We start from the raw sequence: 17,916 nt of genomic DNA, 5'->3' as shown, positions 1-17,916 counted from the left end.
TGGACTTAAAAGCGAAGCGTTAATGCCTTGTGCACTTCGTGAAAACCTCGTGGACTTTGTGGGAAGGAATAAGCCGTTTTAACCATTGTTCGAAAAAGATTAATCTATATTCATTAATGGTATAAGAGGCTTAATATATTATAGTTTTTAGGCCTATCGGCCAAAATGCTCGTAATTATCGGTTGCATATTTTTCCATACGGGTAAGCAGGGCAATGTTTTGCTTTTCAACTTTGGTAAGGTCTTTATCTACATTATTAGAAATAGGCACATACCAATAAGCCGATTCAAAAAAGTAACGTAAAGAAGTTCTTTTAAACGAATAGCCATGGCGGGCAAATATGGTGTTGCGTATAATCTCCATATCAAGCTTTGTCAGGTTTTTTAGCTGCTCTTCGGTTAACAGATTTTTAGAAGCGTTTAAAACAAAAACCTGGTCTGATGCCACCCTGTATATAGTGCCAATGTAGGTTTTAGGTTCTTCATCGGTTGTTATGGAATCAGGGTTTACTTCGTTGTTTTCTGTAAGCTCCGGGTCTTCGTATTCTTCATAAGCTATTTCGCCCTCTTTGTGGTTTTCCCAGTCTATAAGCTCTGTGTCTGCCCTTAGCATAGCATTTGGGTCATACTTAAATTTCTTTTGGGTAAGTTTAAGGGTTTTAATGGGCGTTAGGCCACGGTTCTTTTTATAGGTTATCCATTTGCCGCTAAGGCTGTCGTTTATAAGTTCCAGTTCAAAACGGCCGTCATATTTATCATCGCCCGGCTCATTAAGCACCATAGTAGTGGCTAAGGCATTAGAACGAAACACTCCCACAAGCGGCCTTTGGTTTCCGCCGGAAATGCTTACCCCAAAAACAGAATCGTTTGTTATCCTGTTTATTTTAACGGTTACCATTTTGGTTCCGTCGGTCATCTGGTCGCTGCCGTCTGTTAAATAATATTCACTCTCGTCTCCCTCAGGCCATACCGGTTCCATGTTTCCCGACCAAATTCCGTAGAGCTCTTTATGCGATTCTTTGCCTACCTCGGCATAAGCCAAAGTTTTATTTTGTATTACTTCTTTTTCTTCTTTGCAGGAAATAAGTAGTATTGTAAGGCTTGTTAATAATAGTGCTTTTTTCATAATGGTGTTTTATTGGTTGTTTTTTGTATAATAATTTCGGCAATAATAAGGTTGGGCACCCAGCCCAGCCAGGCAATAATTTTGTAGGTATCCATGGGCGGCAGGTGAAACAAATATACTATAACCACTTTCCAAAACCGCAGGCTTATTGCTGAAAGGCACAGCGCAAAGCTGCGCAGCATCCAGTTGCGGTGTGCTGTAAAATTGCGCTGCTTTATTTTTTGCAGGGCTATAAAAGTGGTTGCCCACCACAGCAGGCTTTGAATAATAAACGATATTTTAGACGGTATGCCCCCATTGGCATGCAGGCCCATATACAGCCCGCTTGGCGCGGCAAAGGCCAGGAGTAGAAAAATATACTGGTATCCGGCAACGCGGTGCAGGCGTATGCCCGCTGCCGATTTAAACTTAAAAAACTGTATAAAACCAAAGAGCAATACAAAAATACTGGTGTACACATGTGCATAAAAAATGTAACGATACTCCGGCAGGGTGGTAACCTCGGTTTGTTTTATAATTAAAAAACCGGCATTGCTGCTGTAGGGCACATAGTTTAGCGTAAGCTGTAGCATAAGCCAGTAAAAATAGGCAAACACGCTAACTAACAGCATGTTTAATATGCTGTTTGGGTTTAGCTGCATTTTTAGGGGCTTAATGTTCATGCAGCCAAAAATACATAAAAAGTGCTTCGCTTGTCATTATTTACAGTCCGGTACTTTTAAAGGCAGCATTTTCCCTACATCTTCAGGTGTTTCGTAAGGCATTTCCAAATAATCATAATATTTCCATTGACCGTCTTTAAATTCTAAAGCTTCAGGTATGTTTTTAAATATTGGCTGGGTGTTTCCTGTATAATCAAAAGCACCTTCGTGAATGCTAAATTCAAAACACTCAGTCCATATTCCATCACATAAAGTAAAAATAAAGCAATAGTTATGACGGCTAAAATCACTGAGATCCGGTACAAAGGCTATCTCATCGCCTTTGATATCATTAATATTGCCTAAATTTATAAGGCAATATAATCCTACAGCTACATAAGCAGGTATGTGGGCAGGTTTTTTATTGAAAATAAAGGCGTTGTAATATTTATATTTGCTATAAAGTATTACTGTGTCCTCCCACGTTTCTCCATCAACAATGTGCCGGAGTTCGTTTCCAAGACTATCACTTACAAACTGTCTTAGGATATCTGTTATTCCATCGCCGTCGAAATCTCCTTTTATTGATAAGGCTGGTGCTTTTCTGTAACCAGTGGACTTTATTTCCTGTCCTGTTGCGCAAAAACAAATGGTTATAATGAGCAGAGGGACTAAGAGTTTGTTCATTAGTTATTTAGTTTATAGTAAAAGTAGGAGTTTCGCGTTATGATTCTACAAAAAAATAAGATTACTAAATCAAAAACCCCTGCTACTTTTTTAAGCAGCAGGGGTTTTATTTGAATTAACACCTTTATAGTTTATGATTCTGTCGAATCATTATTCTCAGATGAACGGGGAGCATCATTTCTGCGCTCTTCTCTCGGGCCACGATCGCGTGAATTACGGTCGTCCCTTCCTGAACCACGGTTATCTCTACCGCCACCACGGTTGTCCCTGCCGCCGTCTCTTGGGCCGCGGTCTTCACGTGGTGCACGTTCTTTATAACCTTCCGGTTTGTCAAGCAACGCTTTGCGCGATACTTTCTCTTTGCGTGTTTTAGGGTCTATACCAATGTATTTAACATTGAACACGTCACCCATATTTACAACGTCGGTTACGTTTTCTGTACGCTCCCATGCAAGCTCGCTTACGTGTAGCAGTACTTCGTTGCCCGGAGCTGCTGTATATTCTACAACTGCACCAAAGTCAAGCAGTTTAATAACCTTTACCTCATAAGTCTCTCCAACTTGTGGTTTAAACACAATAGAGTCGATCTTTTTAAGTACCATGTCAATACCTTCAGGGCTTGTACCAAGAATTTCAACTTCACCTTGCTCATCTACCTCGTTAATAACAATAGTAGTACCCGATGCTTTTTGAAGTTCCTGAATAACTTTTCCGCCTGGGCCAATAAGTGCACCAATGAAAGCTCCCGGAATGGTAACTTTAATGATTTTAGGAGCATGACGTTTAACAGTCTCACGGGGCTCAGCAATTACTTCTGTTAATTTGCTAAGGATGTGTAAACGTCCGTCACGGGCCTGATCAAGGGCTTTCTCCATGATCTCATAGTTAAGGCCTTCAATTTTAATGTCCATCTGGCATGCTGTAATACCATCGGCAGTACCTGTAACTTTAAAGTCCATGTCGCCAAGGTGGTCTTCGTCGCCAAGAATGTCGCTCAATACTGCATAACGGCCTGTTTTATCATCAGATATAAGGCCCATTGCAATACCCGATACCGGTTTTATCATTTGTATACCTGCATCCATAAGTGCAAGTGTGCCTGCACATACGGTAGCCATAGATGATGAACCGTTAGATTCTAATACTTCAGATACTACACGTACAGTATATGGGTTGTCCTGAGGTATCATGTTTTTAAGGGCGCGCTGTGCAAGGTTACCGTGACCTACTTCACGCCTTGATGTACCACGAAGCGGTTTAGCTTCTCCGGTAGAAAAAGGAGGGAAGTTGTAGTGCAGGTAAAAACGCTCTTCGCCCTGTTCAGATGGAAGGTCTATTACATTAGCCTCGCGCGATGTTCCAAGGGTTACTGTAGCAAGTGCCTGAGTTTCTCCCCTTGTAAATACCGATGAACCATGTGTAGACGGTAAATAATCTACCTCGCACCAAATTGGGCGGATTTCTGTAGTTTTACGTCCGTCAAGGCGTGTGCCGTTGTCAAGAATAACATTACGAACAGCCTCTTTGTTTGTTTTGTAAAGATATTTGCTGATAAGATCGCCGTTTTCAAGCAGCTCCTCTTCGCTAAATAAAGCCTTAACTTCTTCTTTAACTGCGGCAAATTTCTCAGAACGCTCATGTTTTGCAGAACCTTCGCTGGCTATTGCAAAATATTTGTCATAAGACAGCTCGCGAACTTTTGCAAGTATAGCATCATCATTACGTTCAGGCTCATATTCCCTAAAGGTTTTGCCTACTGCTGCCCTTAGTTTTTCCTGTGCAGCAATTTGTACTTTAATGGCTTCGTGGGCAAACTTAATAGCTTCTACCATTTCGGCTTCAGATATTTCTTTCATTTCGCCCTCAACCATGGCAATAGAGTCGGCACTTGCCCCGATCATCATGTCGATGTCGCTGCGCTCAAGCTCTGCTTTGCTTGGGTTGATGATAAGTTTACCGTCTACGCGGCCTACACGCACTTCAGATATAAGTGTGTAAAAAGGTGCGTCAGACACTGCAAGTGCTGCTGATGCAGCAAGACCTGCAAGAGCATCCGGCATAACTTCTTCGTCGTGGCTCATTAACTGTATCATTACCTGCGTTTCGGCATGGTAATCGTCCGGGAAAAGTGGGCGCAATACACGGTCTACAAGACGCATAGTTAATACTTCTGCATCGCTTGGCCTGGCTTCGCGCTTAAAAAAGCCGCCCGGGAAACGGCCTGCAGCCGCAAATTTCTCACGGTAGTCTACCGTAAGAGGCAAAAAGTCTATGCCTGGCGCGGCAGTACGGGCAGATACTACAGTGGCAAGCAGCATTGCGTTGCCCATTTGTACTACTACAGCTCCGTCTGCCTGCTTGGCAAGCTTGCCTGTTTCGATCGAGATGGTCCTGCCGTCTCCAAGATCGATGGTTTCTTTAATTACGTTTGGAATCATGAAATCCATTTTTTTTTGATTAAACAATGGGTAATTGTTGTGTTGTTGTTGTGTGTAGTTGTTTAGTACCCAATGAAAAACCAAAAGTTTTAAGGCAATTAAGTTATAAAACAAAAAGAGGCGCGCAGGCACCTCTTTTCATCTTGATTATTTTCTGATGTTTAGTTCTTTGATAATCTCACGATATCTGTTGATATCTTTCTTTTTCAGGTAGTCAAGAAGGCTCCTTCTTTTACCTACCAACTTAACAAGAGAACGCTCAGTGTTGTAATCGTGACGATTTTTTTTAAGGTGTCCTGTAAGGTGGTTGATCCTGAATGTGAAAAGCGCGATTTGTCCTTCTGCTGAACCTGTGTTGGTTGCAGTCTGGCCATGTTTCGCGAAAATCTCTGCTTTAACTTCTTTAGTTAAGTACATGCTAATATTATTTAAATGATTATTATGTAATATCAGGGGTTTCCTGATTTTGGGTGCAAAGGTAAACCTTTTTTCAAAATGCACAATAGTTTAAGGCTTAAAGTTTCAGGTTGTTGCTGTTGCACCCGAGTAAGAACCTGAAACTTTAAACTTTAAACCTGAAACAAATTAAAACAGCTTCGCTACCTCTTCATTCACAAACTCCAAAAAGCGCTCGTCAAGGTCGGTAAAGGCGTCAGCAATGTTGCTGTCTATATCTATTTGGCCTATGTTTTCGCCGTTAACGAATAACGGTATTACTATTTCTGATTTTACCGTAAGACTGCAGGCAATGTAATTATCCTGTGCATGTACATCGGGCACAACAAAGTTTTTGCCCGATACCGCCACCTGGCCGCAAATGCCGCGTCCAAAAGGAATAACGGTGTGGTCTGTTTCTTCACCTACATAAGGGCCTAAAATAAGTTCTTCTTTATCGCCATTGCGAAAGTAGAAGCCTACCCAGTCATAATAATCTATATTTTCTTCCAGTAAATGGCAAAGCTGCAATAGTTTTTCATCTCTTAAAACATTGTCATGGTGCAGTATATCAATTACTTTTGGCTTTAGTTCTTCAAATGTCATAATGTTAAATTATAATTTACTGCAAAAGTATTTATTATAGCTGTGGCTATTTCTATATTTTTGTTAAAAATAGTACCGATGGGTGTTCTTGATAAAAACAAACCCTTTTTTGTTTTTCTGGCAAAGTTTGCCCTTAGCTATCTCGTTTTGTCGGGGTTATACTGGTTATACTTGAGTCGTTTTGATGCCGCAGCTTTCGAACCCGACGGTGTTACGCGCATTGTTGCGGAGCAAAGTTGCGACCTTGCTAATTTTTTTGGGGCAGAATCGGGCTTAAGGCCACACAGCGGCGAAGCCTCACTGAGATTTTTTGTGCATGGCAAAGCAGTGGCCCGTGTTGTAGAGGGATGCAATGCGGTTAGTGTTGTGATACTTTTTGCAGCGTTTGTTGTGGCTTTTTCGGGTACATTTAAAAAAACGTTACTTTATATTCTTGCCGGAATATTGATTATTCATGTGCTTAATATAATCAGGATCGCTCTTATATGCATTGGTGTGTATCATTATCCGCAGTACAGGGAGCTTTTGCACGATATAATTTTTCCGTTGTTTATTTATGGGGTCGTGTTTGCACTTTGGGTGGCATGGGTAATTAAATTTAGAGGTAATGCAGCAAAAGTTTAAGCTAAGCACAGCAGGTGCACTAACGTTGGTAGTATTGTTAGTGTTATTGGTGTGCATACGCATATTTCAAACGGCGCTTTTTTACGATCCGCTCCTTATTTTCTTCGAATCTTCCAAAAAGTATCAGCTCCCGGATTATGATGCCCCATTGTTGTATCTTAATCTGGCTTTCAGATATATGCTAAATAGCCTGATAACATTAGCTGTTTTATGGGTGGTGTTTAAAGATAAAGCAATACTTAAACTGTCGGCATTGCTGCTGCTGGTGTTTTTTGCTGTGCTTATTGCAGCATTGTATGTGGCCTTAAGTATTGAGGAGCCTGGCTTGCTTATAATATTTTACATCAGGAGGTTTTTAATACAGCCTTTATTCCTTATTTTATTTTTACCGGCTTTTTATTATCAGAAGTATTTGACTAAGTAATGCTTTAAAATGTGGTTTTTTGGCATCATAGTTGCTCACATTTGTGCAAATTAGTGTAATTGGTGGCTAACTACTGTTTGTGGTTAATTATAAATGCCTAATTTTGCGTAACATGAAAATTGCAAAGCACATAAGCACACTTTTGAGTTTCCTGATATTGTTCGCCAATATTGGGCTGGCTTTTAATGTGCATTATTGTCATGGTAATGTTTCAGGTGTTAGTCTTACTTATAAAGTTGCTAAAGATTTAAGTAAAGAATCTTCTGGCTGCTGTGCTAAAAAGGTTGAAGCTGAAAAAAAGTGCTGCAAAGATAGTCTTGTCAAGCTCGAAAAAAAGACCGATCCGGGTGTGGTTAAATCCATCAGTATGGAACTCGGTAGCTTTTTCTCTGTAGCCGACTGGAAACCCTCATCATTATTTTATAGCGAAGAACCTGTTTTAGTAAAGCAAACTCCTTCTTTTTATTGCGATGCTAATGCGCCTCCGCTCTTTAAACTATACTGCCAATACATTTTTTACGCCTGATCTTAAATTATTATAGCCTCCTTTTTAACTAAAGGACAACGGAATTATAATATTTAAGATCTAAAATTATGCATAAACTATTTTTAATGGTTTTGCTGCTGTGTGCATCATTTATGCAGGCACAGCAAGCCCTTAGCGGCAAAGTGCTGGACGACCAAAACCAGCCCCTGCCCGGAGCTTCTGTTTTTTGGAAAGATACTGCTATAAGTACATCTACAGAACAGGACGGAAGCTTTACAATACCCTACAGCCAGGAAAACATGTATCTTGTAATTAGTTATATAGGCTATACTACAGATACCCTTCATGTACATGCATCACAATATATTTCGCATACTATGAAACCCGAAAAAGGAAGCGAGCTTAAAGAGGTAGTGGTAGATAAAACCCGCAAAAGCCTTGAACGTTCGCAGCTAAAGGCAGCAAATGTGACGACTATGGGTAGTAAAGAACTGCTCAAGGCCGCCTGCTGTAACATTGCCGAAAGTTTTGAAACCAATCCTTCTATAGATGTCAACTTTACTGATGCCTTAACGGGTACTAAACAAATAAAGATGCTGGGACTTACAAGCCCGTATCTTTTAATTGCAGAAGAGAATATACCATCGGTTCGTGGGGCGTCTCAGGCATATGGTCTTTCATTTGTGCCGGGTACGTGGGTAGAAAGTATACAAATAACTAAAGGTGCCGGCCCTGTTGTTAATGGCTTCGAAAGTATCTCTGGACAAATAAATTATGAGCTAATAAAGCCTGTAAACGATATTCCCTTCTTTTTGAATGCTTATGGCGATACCGGAAGCCGTTTTGAGTTGAATACTCATTTTAATAAAAAAGTGTCTGATAAATGGAGTTCATCGTTATTTGTTCATGGCAATACAAGATTGTCTAAGAATGATATGAACAACGACGGTTTTTTAGACAATCCTTTAGGGCAACAAATAAACGTGCTTAACCGATGGCAGTTTACGGATGCCGAAAAAGGCTGGGTAAGCTTTATAAACCTAAGGTACATGCGCGACGAAAAGCAAAGCGGGCAGGTTGATTTTGATCCCGATAGGGATAAGTTTACTACCAACCACTGGGGTTCTGAAATTAATACCGATAAGGCCGATGTATCAGCAAAATTGGGTTATGTTTTTCCGGATATGCCTTACCAAAGTATAGGTTTGCAAACATCGTTCAACTGGCACAGGCAGGAGTCTTACTTTGGATTGAACCGTTACGATATGGCGCAAAAAAGCCTGTATTCTAACCTTATATTCAACTCTATTATTAATAACACACTTAATAAATTTGCCGCGGGTATAAACTTTACCTATGATGATTATAATGAGTATGTAATGTCACCGCGCACCCTTGGTTTCTACGGTCAGGATTTCGATAGGATAGACAACTCTGCCGGGGCATTTTTTGAATATACTTACGACAATGCTAACGATTTTAGCCTTGTGCTGGGAGGGCGTGTAGATGTGCACAACCGTCTGGGTACTTTTGTAACGCCGCGCATGCACCTGCGCTACAACCCGTGGGAAAAAGCCACCATTCGCGCATCGGCAGGAAGGGGCAAGCGTGCCGCCAATATTTTTGCCGAGAACCAGGCTTACTTTGCCACTTCGCGAATGATAGAGGCTGTTGCTAACAGGGCAGGAGGTAGGGTATATGGCCTTGATCCTGAAATTGCCTGGAACTACGGGCTTAGCTTTGTGCAAAATTTTACCCTTTTTGGAAAGAATACCGAGTTTGTGGCCGATTTTTATCGTACCGATTTTCAAAATCAGGTGGTGACAGATGTCTATGCATCGCCACAACAGGTATTGTTTTATAACCTTGAAGGAAGATCATATGCTAACAGCCTGCAACTGGAACTGAATTATGAGATTACGCGCCATTTTAATATTCGTACGGCATACAAATACTATGATATTAAGACCGATTATATAGGCACGGGCGCGCAGGAAAGACCGTTACAGGCTAAGAACCGCTTTTTTGCCAATGCAGCCTATGAAACACACATTGTAGACGGAGGAAGGCAATGGAAGTTTGATGTTACCTATAACCTAATGGGTAAACAGCGGCTGCCAAACACGGCTGCCAATCCTGTAGAATATCAAATGGGAAGGTACTCCCCGTCATTCTCATTGGTCAATGCGCAGGTAACACGTACTTTCAGCAGCGTTTTTGAAGCTTATGTGGGTGCCGAGAATATTGGTAATTATCAGCAAAAAAAAGCTATTTTAGGGGCAAGCGACCCTTTTGGCGCGTATTTTGACAGTTCTATTGTATATGCGCCTATATTTGGGCAAATGTATTATTTTGGGATTCGATTTAAAGTGAAATAAAAAAGGCCTCACCCCTCCCGATAGCTATCGGGATTCTCCAAAGGAGAGGGGGCAGATACACTCAGGTGTTTAAGAGGACAAACTAAATAAATTAAAAAATGAAAAAACTTGTTTTAGTACTATTCGTAATGTTTGCAGGATTAACCCTGCAGGCACAGGAAAAAAAGAGTAAGAATGCTAACCACAATATAGAGGTTAACGGCAATTGCGGACAGTGTAAAAAGCGTATTGAAAAAGCAGCTTATACTGTAAAGGGAGTAAAGAGCGCAGCATGGCAGGAAGATGATAAAACACTGCATCTTATAATGGATGAAACCAAAGCCAATGTGAGCGATGTGCATGCCGCTGTAGCAAAATCGGGACATGATACAGATAAGGTTAAAGCGACTGATGAAGCTTATAAAAACCTGCACCACTGCTGCCAGTACGAAAGGCAATAAACAATATTGTAGCAGTATTAGTTACAAAATGCCCTGAGAACACCACTCAGGGTATTTTTATGGACAAAAAAAGGAGCGTTTTATAACGCTCCTTTATAATATAGTTTTGTATAACCAGGAATTACATCATGCCTGGCATTCCGCCGCCCATTGGCATTCCGCCGCCAGCGTTATCTTCTTTAATGTCGATAAGAGCGCACTCTGTAGTAAGGATCATGCCCGATACTGATGCAGCATTTTCAAGCGCCACACGGGTAACTTTTTTAGGGTCTATAATACCTGCGCTAAGCATGTCTACATACTCATCTGTTTTAGCGTTGTAACCAAAATCACCTTTACCTTCGGCAACCTTAGCTACTACTACAGATCCTTCAAGACCGGCATTTTCAACAATAGTTCTTAGCGGAGCCTCAATAGCGCGGGCAACAATTTGTACACCTGTAGCCTCATCTGCATTTTCGGCTTTAATGTTAGCAAGGGCAGCTTTAGCTCTAAGTAAAGCTACACCACCACCGGCAACAATACCTTCTTCTACCGCTGCGCGGGTAGCATGTAGTGCATCATCAACGCGGTCTTTTTTCTCTTTCATTTCTACTTCGCTTGCTGCTCCCACATAAAGCACGGCAACACCGCCTGCAAGTTTGGCAAGACGTTCCTGTAGTTTTTCCCTGTCATAGTCAGATGTTGTGCTTTCCATCTGTGCTTTTATCTGGTTAACACGGGCTTTGATGTTATCCTGGCTTCCTGCGCCGTTTACAAGTGTAGTATTGTCTTTATCGATAACAACTTTTTCACAAGTACCAAGCATGTCAAGTGTAGCATTTTCAAGAGTGTAACCTTGCTCTTCAGCAATTACTGTACCACCTGTAAGGATAGCGATATCTTCAAGAAGTGCCTTTCTTCTGTCGCCAAAACCAGGGGCTTTAACAGCAGCAATTTTAAGTGCACCACGAAGTTTGTTTACAACAAGTGTAGCAAGAGCTTCGCCATCAACATCTTCAGCAATAATTAAAAGTGGCTTTCCTGTTTGTGCTATCGGCTCAAGGACAGGCAACAGGTCTTTCATAGAAGACACTTTTTTGTCATATAATAAAATGTATGGCCTGTCAAGTTCAGCCTCCATTTTCTCAGAGTTAGTTACAAAGTAAGCAGATAGGTAACCGCGGTCAAACTGCATACCTTCTACAACATCCACATAAGTGTCCGTTCCTTTAGCTTCTTCAACAGTAATAACGCCTTCTTTACCTACTTTGCCAAAAGCCTCAGCAATAAGCTCGCCTATGCTTTCGTCGTTGTTGGCAGATATAGAGGCAACCTGTTTAATTTTATCAGATGTGCTGCCTACCTCTTTGCTTTGTCCGGCAAGGTCTGCCACAATAGCAGTAACGGCTTTGTCTATACCGCGTTTAAGGTCCATAGGGTTTGCACCTGCTGCTACGTTTTTAAGGCCTTCTTTAACGATAGCCTGCGCAAGAACTGTAGCTGTAGTAGTGCCGTCTCCTGCAAGGTCGTTGGTTTTAGAGGCAACCTCTTTTACCATTTGTGCACCCATATTCTCAAGAGTATCCTGTAGTTCGATCTCTTTCGCTACAGACACACCGTCTTTAGTTACTGTAGGGCCACCAAACGATTTGCTGATGATAACATTACGGCCTTTAGGGCCAAGGGTTACTTTTACGGCATTTGCCAGTGCATCTACACCACGCTTTAAGCCGTCGCGTGCTTCAATATCAAATTTTATTTCTTTAGCCATGATAATGGAATATTTTTAACTATTAAACAGATTTTAGATTACTGCAAAGATCTCTTCTTCTTTCATGATAAGGTAATCCTTACCTTCAAATTTAAGTTCGGTACCTGCATATTTGCCATACAATACAGTATCGCCCACTTTTACGGTCATTTCATGGTCTTTAGTGCCATTGCCTACGGCTACCACAATGCCTTTTTGCGGTTTTTCTTTAGCAGTGTCCGGAATAAAAATTCCCGAAGCGGTTTTGGTTTCTGCAGCAACCGGCTCTATAAGAACACGGTCTGAAAGCGGTTTAATGTTTAAAGCCATATTGTTATTTATTTTGTTTTTTGTTAATTAAAATTGACGTTTACAGTTTGTCAGAAATTGTGCCATTTTGCAAATCTGCCAAATTTACATATATAAAAAATGCCAGCGTTGACAGGCTGGCATTTTTAAGATAATATTTTAAATAGTATGCATTATTTTGCAGGAGCCGGAGCAGGTGTTTCTGTTGCTGGGGCAGTAGCCGGAGCAGCAGGTTTTGCAGCTTCGCCACTTTTAGCAGCAGGTGCCGCAGGCAGTTCAGTTTCGTCCATTAAAGGAGCGTCGCTGTAGCCTGAAGAAAAGCTAAGACTTGAAAGTAAAATAAGTGCTACTAATATGGTAGCAAGCGTCCAAGTACTTTTGTCAAGGAAATCGGTTGTTTTTTGTACACCACCCATTATTTGAGGTCCGCCTAATGAAGATGATAAGCCGCCTCCTTTAGGGTTTTGTACCATTACTACAACTACCAGCAAAAAGCTAACGATTGTTATAAGTACCAGAAAAATCGTGAAATTGATCATTGTTCTTTATTTATGTTTTGTTGTAAATTCTTTACCTCTAAAATACGGTCTGCAAAGAAAACACTTTTTTCCGGATATTTCAAAATTAAAATTTCATAAGCCTGTATAGCTTTTGTATATTTTTTTTGTTCCAGATATACACGCGCCAGGGTTTCGGTCATTATTCCCGGGCTGTCGCTCTGTGTTTTGGCAAGATTTGCTACTGGTGGAGCATCTTTTTTAACCGGAATTATTTTTGGGTTGGCCTCTATAAACTTATCTATAAGTTCATATTTTTTGTCGAGCTCTTCATTAATTGCGGGTTCAGGCTGTGTATTTTCGCGCTCTATGGGTTTAAGTTTAGAGAGTTGCAACCACTCGGCAAACGAATGCGTTTCATTCTCTTTAAACTCAAGAGGGCTTCCAATGGGTTTAACAGCAAGCTCCGGTTGATCTGTAATTTCAACAACTGACTGTTCTTTAGCAAGAGCTGTAAAAGATGGCTCTGTAATAGGAACATCAATAGCCTCCTCTGTTTGAGTTACGGCAAATTTTTCCGTTTCAGCAGTAACAGGAGTTTCTTCTTCAGCTTCCTTTATGAGCAGTTTTATAGATTGTTCCAGCTTGTCTACGGTTGGCAGGCTTGCAATATTGTTTTTTATCTCTACACTTTCGGTTACCTCAATTTGCGCTAAGGCTTTGTTTTGCTCTTCAAGAACATGGCGGTCAATACTTCTAAAGTCTTCGGTAGTTATAAAATCAAACAACACAGCCCTGTCGGTTGTATAGGCGGCTGTTTTTTTAAGTTCGCTGTTGTACCTAAAACTGTCACGGTTATACAATCCCTTTAAATAAATGGCACGAGCACTTTGCAGGTACGGAAACTCCACCAGTAAGCCTTCCAGCTCTGTGGTTTGCCTGTCGTTTAAAGAGTAAGGCCTGTTAAGCAGGTATGTATAGTCTTTTGTGTTCAGCTTTTTGTTGTTAGTTTATGGTTTTTAGTTTTTAGTTGTCGGATACTGTCTAACAACCATCAACTAATAACAATTTACCATTTAGCCAGCGAGGCATTAAATATATCCTGTGTTATCTTTTCAAAAATCTCTTCGAGGGCGCTGGTAAGAACAGTGCCTCTCAGCATAAAATTAGCATTATAATCGTAATAAAAACTAAACGTTTGCTCAAAATTGTCGTTTTCGTTCTTATTGTTTTTAAACCTTACGTTTACTGTAACCGTTAGCCTGTTTTGCGCTGCAAGCTGCCCGGCAGTGGGTTGCATAGGTGTTACTTTATATTCGGTTATTTCGCCTTCATAAACCAAATCGCCTCCTGTATCAGTAAGGTCAAGCCTTGTTTGGTTTTGAATCAGATCCTGCAAACGTTGTGTAAAAATACGCTCTATGCCCGGTTCGACAATTTCGGCTTCATTTTTAAAATAATTGACCTGAAACGTTTTTACATCTTCGCCAATATTACTCCCTGATGCCGAATATCTACTGCCGCAGCCATACAGTAGCGTAAGCATTATAAAAGTAGTTATTGTATAGACTATGCGCATTTTTAGTTTTTGGTTGATAGTTTTTAGTTATTATTTGTCGGGTTCTGTCTAACAACCATCAACTAACAACTAATTAACAATTTACCATTTAGCCAATGAGGCATTAAATATATCCTGTGTTATCCTTTCAAATATCTCTTCGAGGGCCGCATTGAGTGTACTGCCTGTAAGCAACTCATTGCCGCTGTAATCATAATAAAAACTGAACGGTTTTTCAAAATCGTCGTCCTCGTTCTTTTTATTGGTAAACCTAACGTTAACCGTAATGGTAAGCCTGTTTTGTGCTGCAAGCTGGTTGGCAGTGGCCTGCATGGGTGTTACCCTAAACTGGGTTATCTCTCCTTCATAAAGCAGGTCGCCATTGGTGTTGGTAAGGCTCAGGTTGGTTTGGTTCTGTATCAGGTCCTGCAGGCGTAAAGTAAACGTACGTTCAATACCCGGCTCAACTACTTCGGCATTATTCTGGAAATAATTGACCTGAAACGTTTTTATGTTAGGGTTTACATTTGCTCCTGTAAATGAGTAGATGCCGCAGCCGCTAAACGAGAGTAATGTTATAAATGCAAAAATAAAGGTTGCTGTGCGCTTCATGGGCTTACAGGTCAAATTGTTTAATTTTTCTATATAATGTGCGCTCGCTAATGCCAAGCTCGTCGGCAGCGGCTTTGCGTTTGCCTTTGTTGCGCTCAAGCGCTTTTTTTATCAGTTCTATTTCTTTTTCGTCCAGCCTCAGTGTTTCCTCTTCTTCTACAGTATCGGCATAGAGGTAGTGACCGTCGTCGTCATAATCATCATCGTCATGATGTTGCTCTACCACAGGCTCTGCACGGTTTTGCTTTTGTGGGGCATAAACCTCTGTTCTTGGCAGATCTTCAAAATCGCGATGGCTAACATCCTGCTGCCCGTATATGCGCTGAATAAGTCCCTGGTTGGTTTCCTGTACTTTAGAAGTGTTACCGTTTTGCATCAGCTCCATAGTAAGTTTTTTAAGATCGTTAAGGTCGTTCTTCATGTCAAACAATACCTTATATAGTATCTCTCTTTCGGTACTAAAGTCGCTTTCGGGTTTCTTTTCACGAACCACTGCCGGAAGATTGCTGCCCTCCTGTGGTAAGTAGCCATTAAGTGTATTTAGCGATATATCTCTCTTGGTCTCTAAAACGGAAATTTGCTCTGCCACATTGCGCAGCTGCCTGATATTTCCGCCCCAGCGGTATTTTTGAAGCAGGTTAACCGCATCGTCGTCCAGTTTTATGGGCGGCATTTTATATTTATGTGCAAAATCTGATGAGAATTTGCGAAACAGTAAATGTATGTCCTCTTTACGTTCGCGAAGTGCCGGCAGTGTAATTTCTACGGTACTTAGCCTGTAATACAGGTCTTCGCGAAATTTACCTTTTTCTATGGCATCAAACATATTAACGTTGGTTGCAGCCACAATGCGAACATTGGTTTTTTGCACCTGGCTGGATCCCACTTTTATAAACTCGCCGTTCTCTAAAACGCGAAGCAAACGCACTTGTGTTGTAAGCGGCAGTTCGCCTACCTCGTCAAGAAAAATAGTACCGCCGTCTGCCACTTCAAAATAACCCTCACGGGTAGACGTAGCCCCTGTAAAGGCTCCTTTTTCGTGACCAAAGAGTTCGCTGTCTATAGTACCTTCCGGTATGGCGCCACAGTTTACGGCAATATATTTGCCGTGCTTGCGGTGAGACAGGGCATGTATAATTTTTGGGATACTCTCTTTACCCACACCGCTTTCGCCTGTTACCAGTACCGATATATCGGTAGGAGCCACCTGTATGGCTTTTTCTATAGCACGGTTTAGCTTGGGGTCGTTCCCTATTATTTCAAATCGTTGCTTTATGGCTTGTACGGTTTCCATCTTCTTTTGTTTAAAGTTTCAGGTTTAAAGTTGAGTGACGTAAATAGAGGGCACGTTTCGATGAGGTTCCAACAACCTGAAACTTGAAACCTGAAACTAAAAAAACTAACTCATTATTTGGCTATACCCCACGGCTTCGCCTATAAGTGTAGCCGATGTACATTCTGTGATCAGTACGTTTACAAAGTCGCCCGGTTTATAATCGCCTTTAGGGAAAACTACTACCGTGTTTTGCGAGTTACGTCCGCTCCAGTGGGCATCGCTGCGTTTAGATGGTTTTTCTATAAGCACCTCTACCACCTGGCCTACAAAACGCTGGGTGCGTTCCCATGCCATGGTTTGCTGCAGGTTGATGATCTCTGTAAGGCGGCGGTTTTTAACCTCGTCCGGAATATCGTCTTCCAGCTTGCGTGCTGCCAGTGTGCCGGGACGCTCAGAGTAGGCAAACATAAACCCAAAGTCATATTTGCAATGCTCCATAAGCGTAAGGGTGTCCTGATGGTCTTCTTCGGTTTCGGTAGGGAAGCCCGCTATCATATCCTGAGATAACGATATTTCTGGGATAATACGGTAAATATCGTCAACCAGTTGCATATATTCCTCTCGGGTGTGCTGGCGGTTCATTTCTTTTAGTATGCGCGTACTGCCGCTTTGCACCGGCAGGTGAATGTATTTGCATATATTATGGTGTTTTGCCATAACCTCTATAACCTCCAGGTGCATGTCCTGCGGGTTTGAGGTGCTGAAGCGGAAACGCATTTTAGGATAGGTGGTGGCCACCATGTCCAGCAGTTGTGCAAAATCTACGGCAGTAGCTTTTTGCATTTCAGATGCTTTTACAAAGTCTTTTTTAAGTCCGCCGCCATACCATAGGTAGCTGTCAACATTCTGACCCAAAAGAGTAACTTCTTTAAAGCCTTTGCTGTACAGGTCGGCAATTTCTTCCATAATACTTTGCGGCTCGCGGCTGCGTTCGCGGCCACGGGTAAACGGAACCACGCAAAACGTACACATGTTGTCGCACCCACGGGTAATAGAAACAAACGCTGTTACACCATTGCTGTTAAGTCGCACAGGAGAAATATCTCCATAGGTTTCTTCTTTAGAAAGAATAACGTTAATGGCATCGCGGCCTTCTTCTACTTCTTTCAGCAGGTTGGGTAGGTCTTTATAGGCATCAGGGCCTATAACCATGTCTACTATTTTCTCCTCTTCCAGGAACTGGCTTTTTAAACGTTCGGCCATACAGCCCAAAACGCCCACCTTCATTCCCGGGTTTATTTTTTTAACGGAGTTGTATTTTTCAAGCCTTTTGCGCACGGTTTGCTCTGCCTTATCTCTAATAGAGCAGGTGTTTACCAGTACAAGGTCGGCTTCTTCTATATTCTGGGTAGTATTAAAACCTTCGTTGGCAAGTATAGACGCAACAATTTCGCTGTCAGAAAAATTCATCTGGCAGCCATAGCTCTCTATAAACAGTTTTTTAGTATTGCCCTCTTTTTGCTCTAAAACAAGACTTTGGCCTTGTTTGCTTTCTTCAATTATCTTTTCCATAAGCGCAACTGAACATTCTTTTTGTAAGTTGGCAAAGATACTATTAAAATTTTAAACTATGACAAGATGGCATAT

The 17,916-nt window shown here is 41.4% G+C and carries 19 protein-coding genes; 5 read left to right on the top strand and 14 right to left on the bottom strand.

Annotated elements, in window-relative coordinates:
* Positions 1-153: 153 nt before the first annotated feature.
* The 6 genes from GR160_RS07190 to GR160_RS07165 all read right to left on the bottom strand — a co-directional run bounded on the left by GR160_RS07190 (position 154) and on the right by GR160_RS07165 (position 5,932).
* Positions 154-1,125 (bottom strand): YARHG domain-containing protein, encoded by a 972-nt coding sequence (locus GR160_RS07190; protein ID WP_160749188.1) that lies wholly within the window; start codon positions 1,123-1,125, stop codon positions 154-156.
* Positions 1,122-1,736 carry a DUF2306 domain-containing protein gene (locus tag GR160_RS07185; RefSeq protein ID WP_237421182.1) on the bottom strand — a complete coding sequence of 205 codons (615 nt, stop codon included), beginning with the start codon at positions 1,734-1,736 and terminating at the stop codon, positions 1,122-1,124. Before GR160_RS07185 ends, GR160_RS07190 begins: the two co-directional genes overlap by 4 nt.
* An 87-nt stretch (positions 1,737-1,823) precedes the next feature.
* Positions 1,824-2,453 carry a hypothetical protein gene (locus GR160_RS07180; RefSeq protein WP_160749187.1) on the bottom strand — a complete coding sequence of 210 codons (630 nt, stop codon included), beginning with the start codon at positions 2,451-2,453 and terminating at the stop codon, positions 1,824-1,826.
* A gap of 131 nt (positions 2,454-2,584) precedes the next feature.
* Positions 2,585-4,891, bottom strand: a complete 2,307-nt coding sequence (locus GR160_RS07175) for a polyribonucleotide nucleotidyltransferase (protein ID WP_160749186.1) — start codon at positions 4,889-4,891, stop codon at positions 2,585-2,587.
* Positions 4,892-5,038: 147 nt separating this feature from the next.
* Positions 5,039-5,308 (bottom strand): 30S ribosomal protein S15, encoded by a 270-nt coding sequence (gene rpsO / locus GR160_RS07170; protein ID WP_160749185.1) that lies wholly within the window; start codon positions 5,306-5,308, stop codon positions 5,039-5,041.
* A 168-nt stretch (positions 5,309-5,476) separates the two neighbouring features.
* Positions 5,477-5,932: a GAF domain-containing protein gene (locus GR160_RS07165; protein ID WP_160749184.1), complete on the bottom strand. Its 456-nt coding sequence runs from the start codon at positions 5,930-5,932 to the stop codon at positions 5,477-5,479.
* A gap of 78 nt (positions 5,933-6,010) precedes the next feature.
* On the opposite strand from GR160_RS07165, the gene xrtF reads away from it, so the two are divergent.
* The 5 genes from xrtF to GR160_RS07140 all read left to right on the top strand — a co-directional run bounded on the left by xrtF (position 6,011) and on the right by GR160_RS07140 (position 10,285).
* On the top strand, positions 6,011-6,556 hold the full coding sequence (gene xrtF / locus GR160_RS07160; RefSeq protein WP_160749183.1) for an exosortase family protein XrtF: 546 nt from the start codon (positions 6,011-6,013) through the stop codon (positions 6,554-6,556).
* Positions 6,540-6,980, top strand: a complete 441-nt coding sequence (locus GR160_RS07155; RefSeq protein ID WP_160749182.1) for an exosortase F system-associated protein — start codon at positions 6,540-6,542, stop codon at positions 6,978-6,980. The genes xrtF and GR160_RS07155 overlap by 17 nt, the downstream gene beginning before the upstream one ends.
* A 112-nt stretch (positions 6,981-7,092) precedes the next feature.
* Positions 7,093-7,506, top strand: a complete 414-nt coding sequence (locus GR160_RS07150) for a hypothetical protein (protein ID WP_160749181.1) — start codon at positions 7,093-7,095, stop codon at positions 7,504-7,506.
* Positions 7,507-7,574: 68 nt separating this feature from the next.
* The gene (locus GR160_RS07145) at positions 7,575-9,845 is read left to right on the top strand and encodes a TonB-dependent receptor (protein WP_160749180.1); all 2,271 of its coding nucleotides are present in this window, start codon (positions 7,575-7,577) and stop codon (positions 9,843-9,845) included.
* A 98-nt stretch (positions 9,846-9,943) separates the two neighbouring features.
* The gene (locus GR160_RS07140) at positions 9,944-10,285 is read left to right on the top strand and encodes a heavy-metal-associated domain-containing protein (RefSeq protein ID WP_160749179.1); all 342 of its coding nucleotides are present in this window, start codon (positions 9,944-9,946) and stop codon (positions 10,283-10,285) included.
* Between the two features lie 121 nt (positions 10,286-10,406).
* On the opposite strand, the gene groL is transcribed toward GR160_RS07140, so the two are convergent.
* The 8 genes from groL to miaB form a co-directional block, all read right to left on the bottom strand.
* Positions 10,407-12,038, bottom strand: coding sequence for a chaperonin GroEL (groL, locus tag GR160_RS07135; protein WP_160749178.1), 1,632 nt, complete (start codon positions 12,036-12,038; stop codon positions 10,407-10,409).
* A gap of 33 nt (positions 12,039-12,071) precedes the next feature.
* A complete protein-coding gene (gene groES / locus GR160_RS07130; RefSeq protein WP_160749177.1) occupies positions 12,072-12,347 on the bottom strand; it encodes a co-chaperone GroES in 276 nt (91 codons plus the stop codon).
* Between the two features lie 152 nt (positions 12,348-12,499).
* Positions 12,500-12,865 carry a preprotein translocase subunit SecG gene (gene secG / locus GR160_RS07125; protein ID WP_160749176.1) on the bottom strand — a complete coding sequence of 122 codons (366 nt, stop codon included), beginning with the start codon at positions 12,863-12,865 and terminating at the stop codon, positions 12,500-12,502.
* Positions 12,862-13,734: a tetratricopeptide repeat protein gene (locus GR160_RS07120; protein ID WP_370519209.1), complete on the bottom strand. Its 873-nt coding sequence runs from the start codon at positions 13,732-13,734 to the stop codon at positions 12,862-12,864. Before GR160_RS07120 ends, secG begins: the two co-directional genes overlap by 4 nt.
* Positions 13,735-13,892: 158 nt before the next feature.
* Positions 13,893-14,402, bottom strand: a complete 510-nt coding sequence (locus GR160_RS07115) for an LptE family protein (protein ID WP_160749175.1) — start codon at positions 14,400-14,402, stop codon at positions 13,893-13,895.
* Between the two features lie 81 nt (positions 14,403-14,483).
* A complete protein-coding gene (locus GR160_RS07110) occupies positions 14,484-14,993 on the bottom strand; it encodes an LptE family protein (RefSeq protein WP_160749174.1) in 510 nt (169 codons plus the stop codon).
* A 4-nt stretch (positions 14,994-14,997) separates the two neighbouring features.
* Positions 14,998-16,287: a sigma-54-dependent Fis family transcriptional regulator gene (locus tag GR160_RS07105; protein WP_160749173.1), complete on the bottom strand. Its 1,290-nt coding sequence runs from the start codon at positions 16,285-16,287 to the stop codon at positions 14,998-15,000.
* A gap of 105 nt (positions 16,288-16,392) precedes the next feature.
* A complete protein-coding gene (gene miaB / locus GR160_RS07100; RefSeq protein ID WP_160749172.1) occupies positions 16,393-17,841 on the bottom strand; it encodes a tRNA (N6-isopentenyl adenosine(37)-C2)-methylthiotransferase MiaB in 1,449 nt (482 codons plus the stop codon).
* Positions 17,842-17,916 lie beyond the last annotated feature (75 nt).

The sequence above is a fragment of the Flavobacterium sp. Sd200 genome (assembly GCF_009826935.1).
Classification (GTDB): domain Bacteria; phylum Bacteroidota; class Bacteroidia; order Flavobacteriales; family Flavobacteriaceae; genus Flavobacterium.
Note: the sequence above shows the minus strand (reverse complement) of the source record. Positions and strands in the feature narration are given on the sequence as shown.